This is a genomic window from Streptomyces sp. NPDC054975 (assembly GCF_053609105.1).
On the sequence record NZ_JBSGWV010000013.1, the window covers coordinates 15,759 to 32,302 of the forward strand.

A 16,544-nucleotide genomic window follows, 5' to 3' on the forward strand; every position below is an offset into this window, starting at 1 on the left:
TGGACAGCAGAGCCAATGAGGAGTGATTGGCATGGCAGAGGGTCGAGTGGTCCGCAGTGTGGTCGGGACGGTGGTCCACACGGCGGACCGCACTCTGACGGGCCGCCAACTGGCGGCCCTCCTGACACGGCCGCCCGAGGGCAGGTTCGGCTACCGGGAGCTGGCAAGGGCCGTCCGGGAGACCCTGCTCGACGGGCGGGTCGCCCTGCGCATGCGGCTGCCCGCCGAACGGGAGCTCGCCACGGCGCTCGCCGTGAGCCGTACGACCGTGACCGGCGCGTACGACCTGCTGCGGGAGAGCGGATACGCCCACAGCCGCCGGGGCGCGGGCACATGGACCGCGCTCCCGGACGGCCAGACCCCGACCAGTCTGGCCGCCTTCCACAGCTCCTCCGAGGACGCCATCGACCTCGCGCTCGCCGCGCCCGAGGCTCCGGCCGCCGAACTCGCCGAGGCGCTCGCCGCCGCCTCCGCCGAACTGCCGCGCTACGCGCTCTCCCAGGGGTACCACCCCTTCGGCCTCCCTGACCTGCGCGCCGCGATCGCCGACCGCTACACGCGCCGGGGGCTTCCCACGCTCCCCGGGCAGATCCTCGTCACCACCGGCGCCCAGCAGGCCCTGGCCCTGGCGCTGGCGCTGCTCGGCGGCCCCGGCGACCGGGCGCTGGCGGAGAACCCGTCGTACACCAACGCCCTGGACGCCATGCGCGGCCGGCGCCTGCGCCTCACACCCGTACCGGTCACCGATGCGGGCTGGGACAGCGGGCTGATCGACGCGGCGCTACGGCAGACGGCGCCCCGACTCGCCTATCTGATCCCGGACTTCCACAATCCGACCGGGCAGCTGATGCCGGACGCGCAGCGCCGGGAGGTGGCGCGTTCGGCGCGGGCCACCGGCACGTGGCTGGTGGTCGACGAGACGCTCACCGACATGGCCCTGGACGTGCCCTCCCCACGGCCGTTCGCGGCAGCGGCGGCCGGCGACAGCGAGCAGGTCATCAGTGTCGGCTCGCTCAGCAAGAGCTGCTGGGGCGGTCTGCGGGTCGGCTGGGTCCGGGCGGCGTCCGGGGTGATCACCGAGCTGGCGCGGGTCCGCATCACCGCCGATCTGGCCGGTTCGGTCCTCGACCAGTTGGTGGCCGCCGAGCTGCTCGACCGGCTGGACACGATCCTGCCGCGCCGGGCCGCGGAGCTGCGGCTACGCCGCGAGGCGCTGACCACGGCGCTCGCCCGCCATGTCCCGGAGTGGCGCTGGACACTCCCGCCCGGCGGGCTGTGCCTCTGGGTCGATCTGGGGCGTCCGATCGCCTCCTCGCTGGCGGTGCGGGCGCTGCGGCACGGCGTACGGGTGGAGGGCGGAGCCCGGTTCGGCGTGGACGTCGGTACGCACGAACACCGGCTCCGGCTGCCTTTCGCGCTGCCGCCGGAGGTCTACGACACGGCCGCCGAGCGTCTGGCCGCCGCGCTGGCGGGGGCTCCGGCGCGGTTGTCGGACCCCGACCTGCCGGACTGGGTGGCCTGAGCCGCTGGTCGGCCCCGGGGAAATCCGGATGCCGTGCCCGCATGATGTGTGTACGGTCCACCGAGTGGAACCTCTCACCGACCAACAGATCCGCTCGTCGTTCGTGAACTGCACGAAGGGCGAGGCCGGCAGGCTCAAGCTTCCGCTGGACTTCGCCGAACTCCCCTGGCAGGACCTCGACTTCCTCGGCTGGGTCGACCCGGGAGCGCCACTGCGCGCGCATCTCGTGGTGCCCCGCGAGGACGGTCCGCTCGGCATCAGCCTGCGGGTGCCCGCCACGAGCCGCACCAGCGCGGTCAAGTCCAGCCTGTGCCAGGTCTGCCTGACGGGCCACGCGTCGTCGGGTGTGACCCTGCTGGCGGCCCCGCTCGCCGGCGTCCGCGGACGCGAGGGGAACACGGTCGGCATCTACGTCTGCGCCGACCTGGCCTGTTCCCTCTACGTCCGCGGCAAGCGCCTACCCAAGCTGCGGGGCGGCCGCCAGGAGGAGTCCCTGACGGCCGAGGCGCGCATCGAGCGGCTGACGGCCAACCTGGACGCGTTCCTCGCCAAGGTGACCGGCGGCTGAGACCTGTCCCGGCCCTGATCCGCCTGCCGCCCACGGGCCGGCGCCGTGCGGGTCAGCGGAAGGCCTGCTCGCCCGTGAGCGCCTTGCCGATGACCAGGGCGTGGACCTCGCTCGTGCCTTCGTAGGTGAGGACCGACTCCAGGTTGTTGGCGTGGCGCATCACCGGGTACTCGAGGGTGATGCCGTTGGCGCCGAGGATGGTGCGGCACTCGCGGGCGATGGCGATGGCCTCGCGTACGTTGTTCAGCTTGCCCACGCTGACCTGCTCGGGCGCGAGGCCGCCCGCATCCTTGAGGCGTCCCAGGTGCAGGGCGAGCAGCATGCCCTTGTCGAGTTCCAGGGCCATGTCCGCCAGCTTCTGCTGCGTCAGCTGGTAGGAGGCGAGGGAGCGTTCGAAGACGATGCGGTCGCCCGCGTACGCGATCGCGGTCTCCAGGCAGTCACGGGCGGCGCCGAGAGCACCGAACACGATGCCGAAGCGTGCCTCGTTGAGACAGCCGAGCGGTCCGGACAGGCCACGCGCCTCGGGCAGCATCGCGTCGGCGGGCAGGCGCACGTTCTCCAGGACCAGTTCACTGGTGACGCTGGCGCGCAGCGACAGCTTCTGCTTGATCTCCGGGGCGGAGAAGCCGGGAGTGCCGGCCGGTACGAGGAAGCCGCGCACGCCCTCGTCGGTCCGGGCCCAGACGACGGCGACGTCGGACACCGAGCCGTTGGTGATCCACATCTTGGTGCCGTCGAGCACCCAGTCGTCGCCGTCCCGGCGGGCGCGGGTGCGCATGGCTCCGGGATCCGATCCCGCGTCGGGCTCGGTGAGCCCGAAGCAGCCGATGTACTCGCCGGCCGCCATCCCGGGCAGCCACTGCTGCTTCTGCTCCTCCGAGCCGTACTTCCAGATCGCGTACATCGCGAGGGAGCCCTGCACGGAGACGAGGCTGCGCAGACCCGAGTCGACGGCCTCCAGCTCCAGGCAGGCCAGCCCGTACGCCACGGCGTTGGTGCCCGCGCAGCCGTAACCCTCCAGGTGCATGCCGAGGACCCCGATGCCGCCGAGCTGCCGGGCGAGTTCGCGGGCGGGGATGGCGCCCTGCTCGAACCAGCCGGCCACGTGGGGGCGGAGTTCCTTGTCCGCCATCGTGCGGACGGTCCGGCGGATCTCCCGCTCCTCGTCGGTCAACAGGCCGTCGATCGCCAGCAGATCGAAGGGGTGGACGGGGGACGACTTCGACTTCACGAATGGCCTCCAGGCTGGTGCAGCGATGCGGCGTGCCGAGCGTACTCGGAGATCGGATATTGGATCCAGTCTTGAATCTCCGATCTCCCACGCCTACGTTCACACCGGATCCAATCACCGGTGGAGGAGAGCGGGATGCGCGCAGATCAGCCGGAATCGTCCATCCCCGGGGCACTGTCCGGAATCGTCGTGGCCGACTTCGGGCGCGTCCTCGCCGGTCCGTACATGACCATGCTCCTCGCCGACCTCGGCGCCGATGTGATCAAGATCGAGCGGCCCGGCTCCGGTGACGACACCCGCGCGTGGGGTCCCCCGTTCGCCGACGGCGAGGCCACGTACTTCCTCGGGGTGAACCGGAACAAGCGCTCCGTCGCCCTCGACCTGACCGACCCGGCGGACCGGGAGACGGCCCGCGCGATCGTCGACCGGGCCGACGTCCTCGTCGAGAACTTCCGGCCCGGCACGATGGAGAAGCTCGGCCTCGGGTACGAAGAGGTCCGCGCGTCCAATCCCGGTCTCGTCTACTGCTCGGTGACCGGTTTCGGCGCCGCCGAGGGCGCCCACCTGCCCGGCTACGACCTCCTCGTCCAGGCGATGGGCGGGCTGATGAGCGTGACCGGCGAGCCCGGCGGGCAGGGGACGAAGACGGGCGTCGCCCTCGTCGACGTCATCACCGGCCTCCACGCGGGCCTCGGGGTCCTGGCCGCGCTGCGGCACCGGGAGCGTACCGGCGCGGGGCAGCGGGTCGAGGTCTCCCTGCTCAGTTCCCTGCTGTCGGCGCTCACCAACCAGTCGGCCGCCCACCTCGGCGCCGGTGTCGTCCCGCGCGCCCTGGGCAACCGGCATCCGAGCATCGCCCCGTACGAGGTGTTCCAGGCGCGCGACCGGGCGCTGGTCCTCGCCGTGGGCAACGACCGCCAGTTCCGCGCGCTCTGCGTGCGGCTCGGGCTGCCCGCTCTCGCCGACGACGCCCGCTTCGCCACCAACACCGCCCGCGTCGCGCATCGTGAGGAGCTGGTCGCGGCCCTGTCGGGTCCGCTCGCCGAACGGGCCGCCGACAGCTGGTTCGAGGAGCTCACCGCGGCCGGTGTGCCCTGCGGCCCCATCAACGATCTCGCCGCCGCCTTCGACCTGGCCGACCGCCTCGGCCTCGCACCCCGCGTCCCGGCCGAAGCGGCCGGCCCCGGGCAGGTCGTCAACCCGGTGACGCTCGGCGTCACCCCGCCCTCGTACCGCGCCGCACCCCCGCGTCTCGGCGAGCACACCGCCGCCGTGCTCGCGGAGCTGGGACGGGCGCCCGGCGCGCCGTAGGAAGATATACGGATCATGACCCGAGCGAACGCGGGTCGAACGAGGCAGGAACGACGGAAAGGTCGCAGCCGAATGAGCAGCGCGGTGCAGAAGGGGCGGCCGCCGACCGCCCAGCAGTTCGTCCTCAAGGAGCTGCGGCGCGCGATCACCGCCGGGGAACTGCGGCCCGGCGGTCAGATCCGCCAGGACGCGCTCGCCGCGCGGCTCGACGTCAGTCGCGTGCCGCTGCGGGAGGCGCTGAAGATCCTGGAGGGTGAGGGCCTCGTCGTCCACCACATCCACCGGGGCTACTTCGTCGCCGAGCTGTCCCTGGCGGATCTGGAGGAGATCTACCGGATCCGCCAGTTGCTGGAGACCGAGGCGGTCCGCCTCGGCGTCCGGCGCGCCGACGACGGTCTGGTCGCCTCCCTGGAGAAGATCCAGCGGGAGGTGGAAGAGGCCGCGGACGACGGCGACGTGACGGCGATGGCCGCCGCCAACCGCCGCTTCCACTTCGCTCTGATCGAGGCCTCCAAGATGCCCCGGCTGGTGCGCCTCATCACCACGCTGTGGGACGCCACCGACGCCTACCGCTCGCTGTACTACACCGAGACACCCCACCGCGAACTGGCCGTACGCGAGCACCGCGCGGCCATCTCGGCCGTACGCAACGGCGATGAGGAGGCCCTCGTGCGCGGACTCGACGAGCACCGGGCGCACGCCGTCGCCGCCCTGCGGGAGATCCTCGACCTGGAGTGAGCCGTACCGCGCCCATGGCGCGGGCCGCCCTGGTGACGGGCGAACTGAGCGCCCGTCACCGCGTGTTGGTCAGGCCCGCCGGTCGCACGGCGAGCCCGCCACCGGTCGCACGAGCACGGGGCCCGGCCCTCGTGGCGTCCGGCATCCCGGACGTCCGAAGCATTGACAGGGTCATCACATCCTCACCATTCTGAGAGCGCTCTCAAGCGCTCGCAGCGCCCTCGCATCCCCCACCCCGAGGAGCCCCACGTGCCTTCCCCCCATCGCCGCCGTCGGCTCACGCTGCTCGCCCCGGTCACCGCCGCCGCCCTGATCGGCACCGCCTTCACCCTCGCCGGCCCCTCCCCCACGGTCGAGGCGGCCACCACGTGGGCCGCCGCCGTGCCGGCGACGATCCCGCTCACGTTCAAGAACAACTCCGGCCGGTCCGAGCAGGTCTACGTCTACAACCTCGGTACCGAGCTCTCCACCGGCCGTCAGGGCTGGGCGGACGCGAACGGCACCTTCCACCCCTGGCCGGCCGGCGGCTCCGTCCCCGTACCGGCGCCGGACGCCTCCATCGCCGGCCCCGCGCAGGGGCAGTCCATGACGATCCGCCTGCCGAAGTTCTCCGGCCGGATCTACTTCAGCTACGGCCAGAAGCTCGTCTTCAAGCTGGCCACCGGCGGCCTGGTGCAGCCCGCCGTCCAGAACCCGAGCGACCCCAACCGGAACATCCTCTTCAACTGGTCCGAGTACACGCTCAACGACGCGGGCCTCTGGATCAACAGCACCCAGGTCGACATGGTCTCGGCCCCGTACGCGGTCGGCGTCAAGCGTCCCGACGGCAGTGTGGCCACGACCGGCCGGCTCAAGCCGGGCGGGTACAGCAACTTCCTCGCCTCGCTACGGGGCCAGCCCGGCGGCTGGGCGAACCTCATCCAGACCCGCTCCGACGGCACCGTCCTGCGCGCGCTCGCACCGGGGCACGGCATCGAGGCCGGCGCCCTCCCGGCGAACGTGATGGACGACTACATCAACCGCGTCTGGACGAAGTACTCCTCCTCCACGCTCACCGTGACACCCTTCGCGAACCAGCCGTCCGTGAAGTACTTCGGCCGCGTCTCCGGCGGCGTCATGAACTTCACCAACAGCGCGGGCGCCGTCGTCACCTCCTTCCAGAAGCCCGACTCCGACAGCGTGTTCGGCTGCTACAAGCGGCTCGACGCGCCCAACGACCAGGTGCGGGGCCCCATCTCCCGTACTCTCTGCGCGGGTTACAACCGGTCCACCCTCCTCACCAACCCCAACCAGCCGGACACCTCGTCGGCCGGCTTCTACCAGGACGCCGTCACCAACCACTACTCGCGCAAGATCCACGCGCAGATGGCGGACGGCAAGGCGTACGGCTTCGCCTTCGACGACGTCGGCGCCCACGAATCGCTCGTCCACGACGGCGACCCGCGGGAGGCATACGTGACGCTCGACCCGTTCAGCTAGGCCGCGCCCCGGCTTCCCGCTCCCACGGGTCCTCGGTGCCCTCTGCGTCCCCTCGTCGTGAGGGATCATGGACGCAGGAGCGGGAGAAGGGACGGAACGGACGATGCGCAACCGCAGTGTCGCCGACCTGATGACGCCGACCGCGGTTGCCGTGCAGCCGGGGACGCCGTTCAAGGAGATCGCTCGGCTGCTCGACGAGTACGGCATCACCGCCGTACCCGTGGTGGACGAGGCCAACCGACCGATCGGCGTCGTGTCCGAGGCGGATCTGCTGCGCCGCCACACCGCCAAGGACGGGCCGAGCACCGCCGGGGCGATGATGACCAGCCCCGTGGTGGTCGCCCGCCCGTCCTGGACGGCGGTGGAGGCGGCACGGCTGATGGAGCGGCACCGTGTCAAGCGCCTGCCGGTGGTGGACGCGGGCGGGCAGCTCATCGGGGTGCTCAGCCGGAGCGATCTGCTCCAGCTGTTCCTGCGCCGGGACCGGGCGATCCAGGAGGAGATCCTGGAGGACGTGGTCATCCGCATTCTCCGCCACTCCCCCGCCGCGCTCCACGTCGACGTGGACGAGGGCCGGGTCACGCTCAGCGGCCGGCTGGAGCGCCGAAGCCTCGCACCGGTCTTCGTACGGCTCTGCGAGAGCGTGGACGGCGTCGTGGAGGTCGTGGACCGCCTGTCGTACGAGGACGACGACGAGGGCGAAGAGGGGGACAGGGACGGGGACGGGCGTACGGATCGGGACAGCACCACGGACTCGGGCGCGGACACGCGAGCGGCAGAAGGCACGGACCGGGACACCGCCACGCACGGGATCACCGACGCCGGCCGACGCGGGACCGGGAGCGCCGAGGACGCCGCCCCGAGCCCCGAGGCGTAGGACAGGGCCGAGCCCACCAGGCGTGAGACAGGGCCGAGCCCCCGAGGCGTGAGACAGGACCGGGCCCGTCGGCGGGAGGCCGACGGGCCCGGTGTGCGGGGCGGTCCCGTCAGGAGACCGCCTCCGGCCAGCCGTATCCGGGGCCGGTGTGCTGCGGTACGGTCCCCGCGCCCACCGCCTCCATCTCCCGGTTGGCCTCGCGCATCAACTGACCGGCCAGGTCCTTCATGGCCCGACTCGCGGCGAGCTCGTCACCGATCGCCGGAACGTCCACGTCCGACGGGTTGCACCGTGCGGTGCCGTGGCCGGTGAGGGTCGACGTACCGGTGTTGAGATGCGCCTCGGCCATGGTCCTGCCGTCCTCTTCGACCAGTTCCAGGCCGACCGTCCACTCCAGTGTCCGTGTCATGGTCTGCCTCCTCGCGCCGTCGGGACGCGTAGGACCGCCGCGCGTCCCTTCCTACCTACCAGGATCCATCCACGCGCGCGTGGGCGCGCGCCGACGGCGGTCCGGCCCGGCGGTCCGCCCGGCGGTCCCGCCCGCGTCAGCCCTTGATCCGGACCCGGTTGAGGGGCGCCGGGGTGATCTGCTTGTGGGCCCTGAGGTACTCCACGAAGCTCTCGTGGTCGGCACCGTTGCGGACCGGCGCGGTGTAGCCGGCGAAGGCGCTGTAGCCGTCGGCTCCGACGACCGTGTAGGCGAGCGCGGCCACCCGGTAGGTGAGCGCGGGGTGCAGCGGCCGGCCGTTGATCCGTACGTCGCCGGAGGCTATGCGGTCGCCGACCGGACGCGACAGGTCGTAGCTGTACGAGACGTTGCGCGACACGGCGAGCGGAGCGAACTTCACCGTCCCGTCGGCCTGCTTCTGCCACTGCTGTTCGAGTATCTCGTTCAGCTGACGCCCCTTCACACTGACGGTGAGGACCGGATTTCCGTAGCCGTAGGCGTTCCAGGACTCGCCGAACAGGATGCGGCCGTCCGCGTCGGCGGGGTGGCTCCCCTTGGCGTACGGAAGGTCGGTGCGGACGGCGTTGCTGCCCTTGGCGGGCTGCGCGGCGATCAGCGCCAGATCGGCCTTCCCCGCGGAGGTGCGGTTGGCGTTCCAGTACTGGACGTCGGCGTACAGGTCGGCCGCGGTGCTCTCGCCCGCGGCGTTGGCCGCCCGGGTGAAGGGGCCGGTCTGGGTCGCGAGCGGTTCGGCGAAGCGCTCGGCTCCGCGCGCGGCCCAGTGGTCGACGATCTTCTTCACCTCAGGATCCTGCGCCACGTCACGCGTGACCGCGTGGTTGACGGAGCGGGTGCGGTTCCTGAGGACCTCGCCGCTCTTCGGATCGATGGACAGGTTGATCTCGTTGATCAGGGCGCCGTGGTTGCCCGCCTCGACGATCGGGCGCGGAACGCCGGTCGGGTCGGGCACCATGCAGTTGAAGCGGGAGTGCCAGTCTCCGGTGACGATCGCGTCGACCTCCGCCGTGACCTTCTTCGCCAGGTCGAACACCGGCCCGGAGGCGGAGTCGCACACGTTGTAGCCCGAGGTGTCGGCGTTCCTCGGCCCGCCGCCCTCGTGCACGTTGAGGACGATGGCCTCGACGCCACGGCTCTTGAGCTGCTTGACGTACCGGTTGATGGCCCACGCCTGGTCCTGTGCGCGCAGGTCCGGCTGGTAGGACGTCGAGCCGGTGACGGTGGCCTCGGTGGTGGTGGAGATGAAGCCGACCGGGACGCGCTTGCCGCCGGCGGCCGTGAACCACTCGATACGGTACGGGTCCACGATCGTCCGCCCGGTCCGGGCGTCGACGATGTTGCCGGTCAGGAAGTCGAAGTCGGCGCCGTGGAAACGGCGTCCGGTGGAGTCCGTGAAGCAGCTGTCCACTCCGACCGTGCCGAAGCACTCGCCGTTCGCCATGTGATCGACGAGGAAGCTCCGGGAGACGTCCAGCTCGTGGTTGCCCACTGCGGTGAAGCGCAGTCCCAGCTTGTTGAGCACCTCGATCGTCGGCTCGTCCTGGAAGGCGTCCACCTCGAAGGGCCAGCCGGCGAAGTTGTCACCGGTGGAGAAGAAGACGGAGTGGGGGTGCCCTGCGCTCAACCGGTCGAGATGGGTGGCGAGGTAGGCGGCTCCGCCGACGGTCACCGAGGTACCGCCGCCCGCGGGGATCTGTCCGCCTTGTCCGGCCATGGGCGGCTGGAGGTAGCCGTGGAAGTCGGTGATGCTGAGGAGTTGGACGTCGAGGGTGTCGTCTGCGGCGGCCGGTGAGACGGAAAGGGCGCCGCCGACGAGGACGGTGCCCGCGGCGATGACGCCGATCCGGCGAAGGACGTTTCTCAAGGCGATGACTCCTTCGGAGTGGGACGAGCAGACCCATCTCAACTCCTGTCGGTGTCATGGCCATGAACGTCGAACAGCGCTCCACGGCATGGGACATGACCGGGCTTCATCGCGGCGCGGCCGAGTCCGTCATCTGTGGAATTGGCCCCCTTCAGCCACTGATCCTCCTTGTGTGCCGACCCTGGAGCGGGAGTTGGGCGCGGGCGGCATGGGGACGCACGAGCTCGCCCCCGTCGCGCACAGGGACGGGCGGCCTCCGTCCCGGGCGTGCGCCCCGTCCTCGTCGACGACCTCGCCCCACTCGGCCGTCCCTACGAGAGGCACGGCGGTGCTCCTGGTGGGCGAGGCAGGGGTGTGACGTCCGCCCGTGCACGCAGACGGTGGTGGGCGGCAGGGTCGAAGGAACCTGCCAGCGGGGCCGCCACCGTGGCGGCCGACAGGGCCACCGCCTCGGCCAGCCGGGCGGGCCAGGGGTCGGAGGCGGCGAGGCCGGCGGCCAGCGCGGCGACCGCGGCGTCCCCGGCGCCCGTCGGGTTGCCCCGCAGCCGCTCCGTGGGACGTGCGCGCCAGGCGCCGTGCGGCGTGACGGCGAGCAGCCCCTCCGGGCCGAGCGAGGCGACGACGGCGTCGGCTCCGGCGGTGCGCAGGGCCTCGGCCGCCGCGTGGGGGTCGGACAGGCCGGTGGCGTCGGCGAGTTCGTCGGCATTCGGTTTGACCAGCGCCGGCGCGGCCGGGAGGGCGGCGAGCAGCGCCGGGCCGCTGGTGTCGACGAGGGCGGGGACACCTCGTGCGCGGGCGGCCCGGACGAGAACCGCGTAGGCGTCCTCGGGCAGGCCCGGTGGCAGGCTGCCCGAGAGGACGACCGCGGTGGCCCGACCGAGCAGTGCTCCGAACAAGTCGCGGAAGTACGCCCATTCGTCGGGCAGTACGACGGGTCCCGGTTCCAACAGGGTCGTCGTGTCGCCGGAGTACGCGTCCACGACGGCGACCGTGCGACGACTCTTCCCACGGACGGGAATCAGCTGCTCCGCAAGGCCCGCGCGGGCGAGTTCACGGCGGATCGCCGCCCCCGTCCCGCCGCCGGCCAGGCCCGTGACGAGGGTGGGATGTCCGAGGGTGTGCAGGACCCGGGAGACGTTGATGCCCTTTCCGCCCGCTCGGGCGGCCACCTCGCGGACGCGGTGCGCGGTGTGGGGGCGCAGCCGGTCGATGTGGTGGGTGATGTCGAGGGCGGCGTTGAGGGTGACGGTCAGGATCACAGCGACACCTTCCCCGCCCGGACCAGGATGTCCTGGGCCAGGTACGCCGCGCCCATGCAGCCCGCCCGGTCGCCGAGCCCGGCCTCGACGATCCGGGGCGTGGCCTGGAACGTGAGGCGGTCGGCGAGTGCCGCTCTGAGAGGCGCCAGGAGGGACTGCCCTGCACGGGACAGGCCGCCGCCCATGACGACGCGCTCCGGGTCGTACAGGGTGATCGCGGTGGTCAGCGCGTCGGCCAAGGCCTCGATCGCCTCGGACCAGATGGTGGCGGCGATCGTGTCTCCCGCGTCGGCGCGGCCCTGGACCTCTCGGGCCGTGATGCCGTGCCAGCCGGTGACGCGGGAGTACCGGCGGGCGATGGCGGCCGCGGACGCCACCGTCTCCAGGCAGCCCCGCGCACCGCAGTGGCAGCGGTCTCCCCCGGGCCGCACGACGACGTGGCCCAGTTCGCCGGCGCGGCCGTGACCTCCGGTCAGCGCACGCGCCCGGCCCCCGGTGAACACGGCGGCGGCGATCCCGGTGCCGACCGGTACGAAGAGGAAGTCCGCGCAGCCCCGCGCGGCGCCCGACCTGGCCTCCGCCAGGCCGCCGGCGCGGACGTCGTGGCCGAACGCGACGGGCAGGCCGAGGTGTTCGGCCAGCCAGTCCTGGACCGGTACGTCGCGCCAGCCGAGGTTGGCGGCGAGTAGGGACAGGCCCGCCTCCTCGTCGACGACACCGGGCACGACGACCCCGGCCGCCTCCGCCGTCGGGCAGCGCTCGGCCAGTTCGGCCGCGCACGCGAACACGGTCTCCAGGACGGCGTCCGGGCCGCGGTCCGCCCTGGTGTACCAGCGCTCGGTGTGGCTCAGGGTGCCGTCGTCGGAGAGCACACCGCCCTTGATGTACGTACCTCCGACGTCCAGGGCCATGACTGTCATGGTGCTCCCGAAGGGTCCGCGGCTGGCTTACATCCAGCTCCGATGATTGAAGATGAGTTGGTTATAGCTTTTGCGCTCAAGATTGAGCAATGGTGGTCAGGAATTGAGCAAGCTGCCCCGTGCGCGGGTTACGCTCGGCCCGCAGAAGGTCGTGAAGCGAGACGAGGAGAACGGTGATGGGCACGCACGAGCGGTGGACGCGGCTCCTCGACGCGCTGGGCGAGCGGGGGAGCATCGAGGTCGGCGAGGCCGCCGAGCTGCTCGACGTCTCCCCGGCCACCGTCCGTCGCGACCTGGAGGAGTTGGCCCGCCAGCAGCTCCTGACCCGCACCCGCGGCGGCGCGGTGCTCAGCGGAGTCACGTACGACCTGCCCCTGCGTTACAAGATCGGCCGCAAGGCCGACGAGAAGCAGCGCATCGCCCGTGCCGCCGCCGCCCTCGTCCCGCCCGGCGCGGTCGTCGGGCTGAACGGCGGCACGACGACCTCGGAGGTGGCCCGTGAACTGGCCACCCGTCCCGACCTGGTCGAGCACGCGGCCGGCACCACGCTGACGATCGTCACCAATGCCGTGAACATCGCCAACGAGCTGGCGGTCCGGCCCTACGTGAAGACCGTCGTGACCGGTGGCGTGGCCCGCCCCCAGTCGTACGAGCTGACCGGGCCGCTCGCGGCCGCTGTCCTTCAAGGTCTGTCGCTCGACTACGCGATCCTCGGCGTCAACGCCGTCGACCCGCACTTCGGGGCGTCCACCCACGACGAGGGCGAGGCGAGTGCCAACCGGGCCATGGCCGAGCGCGCCGACAAGATCATCGTGGTCGCCGACTCCACCAAGCTCGGCCAGCGGGCCTTCGCCCGGGTCTGCACGATCCCCGAGATCGACGTCCTCGTCACGGACCACGACGCGCCCGACGACCTCGTCGAACAGCTCACCCACCAGGGCGTCGACGTCCACTGCGTCTAGCGGCGGACGGCGAGGCGGGCACCGGCCGCGGGCGGCGGAGGCGGCGACGAGGAGTCGCCGCGTACCGGTCACTTCACCGAGCCCGCGGTGAGCCCCGAGACCACATGACGCTCGATGACCGCGAACAGGATCACGACCGGGACGATCGCGACGATCGACGCCGCGAAGACCTGGTTCCACTGGACGCTGTAGGCGCCGATCATGTTGTTGATGCCGACCGTCAACGGCTGCCGCTCGGGTGACGTCGTCAGCGTCAGACCCATGATGAACTCGTTCCACGCCGCGATGAACGTGAAGATCACGGCGGTGACGATCCCGGGCATCGCCAGCGGCAGGGTCACCCGGAACAGCGCCCCGGCCCGGCTGCTGCCGTCCATCATCGCGGCCTCCTCCAGCTCCACGGGGATCGAGCCGATGTACGCGCTGATGATCCACACCGCGAACGCGAGGTTGAACGCCGCGTTGGCGATCATCAGCACGGTCACGGTGTCGAGCAGGCCGAGGGCGTGGAACTCCCGGTAGAGGCCCACCTGAAGGGCCGTCGGCTGGAACATCTGCGTGACCAGGACGAGCAGGAGGAACGCGGTGCGCCCCCGGAAGCGCACGCGGGCCGTGTAGTACGCGGCCGGCAGGGCGACCAGGAGCACCAGAACCGTCGAACCGCCCGCGATCAGCAGGGTGTTGGACAGGTTCTGACCGAGGGTGGTGTCGGTCCACACCCGGGTGAACGCGGACCAGTCGAAGCGGGACGGCAGATAGCCGTTGTCACGCAGCTCGTCGGCGGGGCGCCCGGCCGTGATGACCATCTCGACGTACGGCAGGAGGAAGAGCGCGGCCATCGCCCATGCCGTGACGGTCAGCAGAACGGTCCTGGTGCGCGGCCTTGTTCGCAACGTGGGCGTACGCGGGTCTCTCATCGGTTCGCCTCCTCCTTCCAGCCGCTGACCTTCAGGAAGACCAGCACCATGACGATGACGGCCGCGAAGTTGACCACGGACATGGCCGCCGACTCGGCGACGTCGTAACTGCGCAGCATGTACATGAAGACCGTGGTCGTGGCGGTGTCGGCGTTGGGGCCGCCCTGGGTCATGCCCCAGATGACCGGGAACGAGTTGAAGACGTTGATCAGGTTGATCACCAGGGCGACGAGGAAGGCCGGCCGTAGCAGCGGCACGGTGATCCGCAGATAGGTCTGCGCTCGTGACGCCCCGTCGACACGGGCCGCCTCGTACACCTCCGCCGGGACGGTCTGGAGCCCGGCGAGGAGGGTGTACGTGGTGAAGGGGAGGGACACGAAGACGGCGACGAACACCAGCCACGGCTTGGCGTGGGCGGCGTCTCCGGTCCATGCCTCGGCCGCGTCGACGACTCCCAGGTCCAGGAGCAGCCGGTTGAGGACGCCGGCGACCTGGTCGAGCATCCAGCGGAAGCCGATCGCGGTCATCAGGACGGAGGCCGCCCAGGGGGCGATCAGCGCCCAGCGGGTGATCCTCCGGCCGGGAAAGCGCTGGTTGAACAGCTGCGCGAGACCGAGCGAGACGATCATGGTGAGGGCCACCACGAGGACCGTCCACACGACGGTCCAGGTCAGGACGTCAGGGAGGCGCGGGTCGGCGAACAGCTTGCGGTACTTGTCGAACCCGGCGGGCCCTTGGTCGACACCGGAGGTGTCGATCCTCCGCAGCGAGGTGCGGACCATCTCCACGACCGGCCAGACGACCACGGCCAGGATGAGGACGACGGCCGGGGATATCCACGGCAGGGCGCCGAGGCGCCGCGGCCGGGTCCGGGGGCGGGGGGTGCTGGTGGGCAAGGTGAGCTCTCGTTTCGGGCGTACGGACACGGCCGCTCTCGTTACTGTCCTGCCTGCTGTGCGGCCTGCTGGAGCGCGTCGAGGGTCTTCTGCGGCTCGTTGACGGCGCTGCCGATCTGGGTCTTGATCTGGGCGGAGACGCCCGGCCAGGTCGGGTCGCTGAGCGGGTAGAAGGTGGCGGTGGGCAGAATGCCGAGGAACGGCTTGAGGTCCTTCTGCGCGGGGTCGTCCTGGAGCGCCGCGAGCGCGGACCGGGTCACCGGCATCAGGTTGTACGTCTTGGCGAATGTGACCGTGTGCTCCTTCTGGTACGCGAAGTCCAGGAACGCCTTGATCTCCTCCTTGTGGCCGCCCTTCTTGAAGGCCATGACCCAGTCGGCGACGCCGAGGGTGCTGGGGCTCTGCGCGTCCTTGCCGGGCATGGCCGTCCAGGTGACGTCCATGGCCTTGACCTCGGCGAGTTGGCCGGGGAAGCCGTTGAGCATGCCGACCTTGCCGGACGCGAAGGTCTTGGTCAGATCGGTGCGGTTGACGGCGGCGGGGCTCTTCTGGGTCAGGCCCGCGTCGACCCAGCTCTTGAGCTGGGTGAACGTCTCCACGTTGGCGGCGGAGTTGATGGCGTACGTGCCGCCCTCGTTCTGGTAGCCGCCCTTGTTGCCCATCATCCAGATGAACGCCTCGGCCTGGGCCTCCTCCTTTCCGAGCGGGATGCCGAGCGGCACCTCCACGCCCGCCTTCTTGAGCGCGGTCGCCGCGGCGGTGACCTCGGCCCAGGTCTTCGGCGGCTTCTTCGGGTCGAGGTCGGCCTTGCGGAACAGCTCGTTGTTGATCAGGAACATCCGCGCGCTGGACACGAACGGGATGCCGTAGCGGGTGTTGTCCTGGCTGCCGGCATCGGCCATGGCCGGGATGAGGTCCGCCTCGGTGGGCACCGAGAGCACGTCGGCGGCGGGGTGGAGCAGCCCGCTCTTCGCGAAGTCCGCATAGCCGCCGGTCTGAAGGATGTCGGGCTGGTCGCCGTTCTGGACCATGGTCTTGACCTGGGCGTCGATGTCGTTCCAGTTGATCACCTGGAGGTCGACCCTGATCTTGGGGTTCTTCTTCTCGAACGCCTTGATCACGTCCTGCCAGTACGCCTGGCTCGGGTTGTCGCCGTTGGATCCGTAGTCCGCCGCGAGGAACTTGATGGTGGTGATCCCGTCGGCCGAGGTCCCGGATCCGCCGCCCCCGCACCCCGCGAGCGAGAGGACGAGCGCACCGGTGACCCCGGCGGCGGACAGGGCGAAGAGACGTCGCGTCATGGCAGCTACCGCCTTGTGCAAGGAAGAGAGCGAGCATGCTCAGAACTGAGCAGGTCGCCGAGAATTGCTCAAGTTTGAGCACGCACTCTGGCCATTGTCACCTCCAGGCTCGGGGGAGTTACCCACTCGTGACCACGAAAGCGCTGTCTACTGTCGAGCGAAGGATCATGCGCGTTTTTGATTGAAACAAGGGCTCTATGAACACTTGACGTCATTCAGGGCGGCTGTTG

At 71.0% G+C, this 16,544-nt stretch carries 14 protein-coding genes and 1 pseudogene; 7 read left to right on the forward strand and 8 right to left on the reverse strand.

The features are described from left to right. Window positions 1–31: 31 nt before the first annotated feature. Window positions 32–1,522 carry a MocR-like transcription factor YczR gene (gene yczR, locus ACWF79_RS15130; RefSeq protein ID WP_453728554.1) on the forward strand — a complete coding sequence of 497 codons (1,491 nt, stop codon included), beginning with the start codon at window positions 32–34 and terminating at the stop codon, window positions 1,520–1,522. A gap of 28 nt (window positions 1,523–1,550) precedes the next feature. Beyond that, the gene (locus ACWF79_RS15135; protein ID WP_453728555.1) at window positions 1,551–2,090 is read left to right on the forward strand and encodes an FBP domain-containing protein; all 540 of its coding nucleotides are present in this window, start codon (window positions 1,551–1,553) and stop codon (window positions 2,088–2,090) included. Between the two features lie 52 nt (window positions 2,091–2,142). Here the strand turns inward: ACWF79_RS15135 and ACWF79_RS15140 are convergent, their stop codons facing one another. Beyond that, window positions 2,143–3,324 (reverse strand): acyl-CoA dehydrogenase family protein, encoded by a 1,182-nt coding sequence (locus ACWF79_RS15140; protein ID WP_453728556.1) that lies wholly within the window; start codon window positions 3,322–3,324, stop codon window positions 2,143–2,145. 135 nt (window positions 3,325–3,459) lie between these two features. On the opposite strand from ACWF79_RS15140, the gene ACWF79_RS15145 reads away from it, so the two are divergent. From ACWF79_RS15145 to ACWF79_RS15160, 4 genes and pseudogenes are all read left to right on the forward strand, one after another. Next, window positions 3,460–4,635, forward strand: a complete 1,176-nt coding sequence (locus tag ACWF79_RS15145; protein ID WP_453728557.1) for a CaiB/BaiF CoA transferase family protein — start codon at window positions 3,460–3,462, stop codon at window positions 4,633–4,635. Window positions 4,636–4,707: 72 nt separating this feature from the next. Beyond that, entirely contained in the window at window positions 4,708–5,373 is a 666-nt protein-coding gene (locus ACWF79_RS15150; RefSeq protein WP_453728558.1) for a GntR family transcriptional regulator, read from the forward strand. Between the two features lie 249 nt (window positions 5,374–5,622). Next, window positions 5,623–6,852, forward strand: coding sequence for a glycoside hydrolase family 64 protein (locus ACWF79_RS15155; protein ID WP_453728559.1), 1,230 nt, complete (start codon window positions 5,623–5,625; stop codon window positions 6,850–6,852). Between the two features lie 103 nt (window positions 6,853–6,955). Continuing rightward, a pseudogene (locus ACWF79_RS15160) lies at window positions 6,956–7,552 on the forward strand (CBS domain-containing protein); the annotation flags it as partial. A gap of 286 nt (window positions 7,553–7,838) precedes the next feature. Here ACWF79_RS15160 and ACWF79_RS15165 read toward each other — a convergent pair. The 4 genes from ACWF79_RS15165 to ACWF79_RS15180 form a co-directional block, all read right to left on the reverse strand. Beyond that, entirely contained in the window at window positions 7,839–8,138 is a 300-nt protein-coding gene (locus ACWF79_RS15165; protein ID WP_453728560.1) for a DUF1876 domain-containing protein, read from the reverse strand. Window positions 8,139–8,274: 136 nt separating this feature from the next. Then, window positions 8,275–10,059, reverse strand: a complete 1,785-nt coding sequence (locus tag ACWF79_RS15170) for a bifunctional metallophosphatase/5'-nucleotidase (RefSeq protein ID WP_453728561.1) — start codon at window positions 10,057–10,059, stop codon at window positions 8,275–8,277. 311 nt (window positions 10,060–10,370) lie between these two features. Then, window positions 10,371–11,318, reverse strand: coding sequence for a 1-phosphofructokinase family hexose kinase (locus tag ACWF79_RS15175; RefSeq protein WP_453728562.1), 948 nt, complete (start codon window positions 11,316–11,318; stop codon window positions 10,371–10,373). Further along, a complete protein-coding gene (locus ACWF79_RS15180; RefSeq protein WP_453728563.1) occupies window positions 11,315–12,238 on the reverse strand; it encodes an ROK family protein in 924 nt (307 codons plus the stop codon). The genes ACWF79_RS15175 and ACWF79_RS15180 overlap by 4 nt, the downstream gene beginning before the upstream one ends. 176 nt (window positions 12,239–12,414) lie before the next feature. On the opposite strand from ACWF79_RS15180, the gene ACWF79_RS15185 reads away from it, so the two are divergent. Next, window positions 12,415–13,200 (forward strand): DeoR/GlpR family DNA-binding transcription regulator, encoded by a 786-nt coding sequence (locus tag ACWF79_RS15185; RefSeq protein WP_453728564.1) that lies wholly within the window; start codon window positions 12,415–12,417, stop codon window positions 13,198–13,200. A gap of 68 nt (window positions 13,201–13,268) precedes the next feature. Here ACWF79_RS15185 and ACWF79_RS15190 read toward each other — a convergent pair whose 3' ends face one another. From ACWF79_RS15190 to ACWF79_RS15200, 3 genes are read right to left on the reverse strand one after another with little or no spacing between them, the layout of a single operon-like run. Continuing rightward, window positions 13,269–14,117, reverse strand: coding sequence for a carbohydrate ABC transporter permease (locus ACWF79_RS15190; RefSeq protein WP_453728565.1), 849 nt, complete (start codon window positions 14,115–14,117; stop codon window positions 13,269–13,271). Then, window positions 14,114–15,013 carry a carbohydrate ABC transporter permease gene (locus ACWF79_RS15195; RefSeq protein WP_453728566.1) on the reverse strand — a complete coding sequence of 300 codons (900 nt, stop codon included), beginning with the start codon at window positions 15,011–15,013 and terminating at the stop codon, window positions 14,114–14,116. Before ACWF79_RS15195 ends, ACWF79_RS15190 begins: the two co-directional genes overlap by 4 nt. 41 nt (window positions 15,014–15,054) lie before the next feature. Then, complete coding sequence (locus tag ACWF79_RS15200) at window positions 15,055–16,314, reverse strand: extracellular solute-binding protein (RefSeq protein WP_453728567.1); 1,260 nt, start codon at window positions 16,312–16,314, stop codon at window positions 15,055–15,057. Window positions 16,315–16,544 lie beyond the last annotated feature (230 nt).

Excerpts from the sequence above, each read along its gene's own strand:
- ACWF79_RS15200 (WP_453728567.1), bottom strand. The coding sequence starts at position 16,314 with ATGACGCGACGTCTCTTCGCCCTGTCCGCCGCCGGGGTCACCGGTGCG.
- ACWF79_RS15190 (WP_453728565.1), bottom strand. The coding sequence starts at position 14,117 with ATGAGAGACCCGCGTACGCCCACGTTGCGAACAAGGCCGCGCACCAGG.
- ACWF79_RS15185 (WP_453728564.1), top strand. The coding sequence starts at position 12,415 with ATGGGCACGCACGAGCGGTGGACGCGGCTCCTCGACGCGCTGGGCGAG.
- yczR (WP_453728554.1), top strand. The coding sequence starts at position 32 with ATGGCAGAGGGTCGAGTGGTCCGCAGTGTGGTCGGGACGGTGGTCCAC.
- ACWF79_RS15145 (WP_453728557.1), top strand. The coding sequence starts at position 3,460 with ATGCGCGCAGATCAGCCGGAATCGTCCATCCCCGGGGCACTGTCCGGA.
- ACWF79_RS15165 (WP_453728560.1), bottom strand. The coding sequence starts at position 8,138 with ATGACACGGACACTGGAGTGGACGGTCGGCCTGGAACTGGTCGAAGAG.
- ACWF79_RS15150 (WP_453728558.1), top strand. The coding sequence starts at position 4,708 with ATGAGCAGCGCGGTGCAGAAGGGGCGGCCGCCGACCGCCCAGCAGTTC.
- ACWF79_RS15135 (WP_453728555.1), top strand. The coding sequence starts at position 1,551 with ATGCCGTGCCCGCATGATGTGTGTACGGTCCACCGAGTGGAACCTCTC.
- ACWF79_RS15180 (WP_453728563.1), bottom strand. The coding sequence starts at position 12,238 with ATGACAGTCATGGCCCTGGACGTCGGAGGTACGTACATCAAGGGCGGT.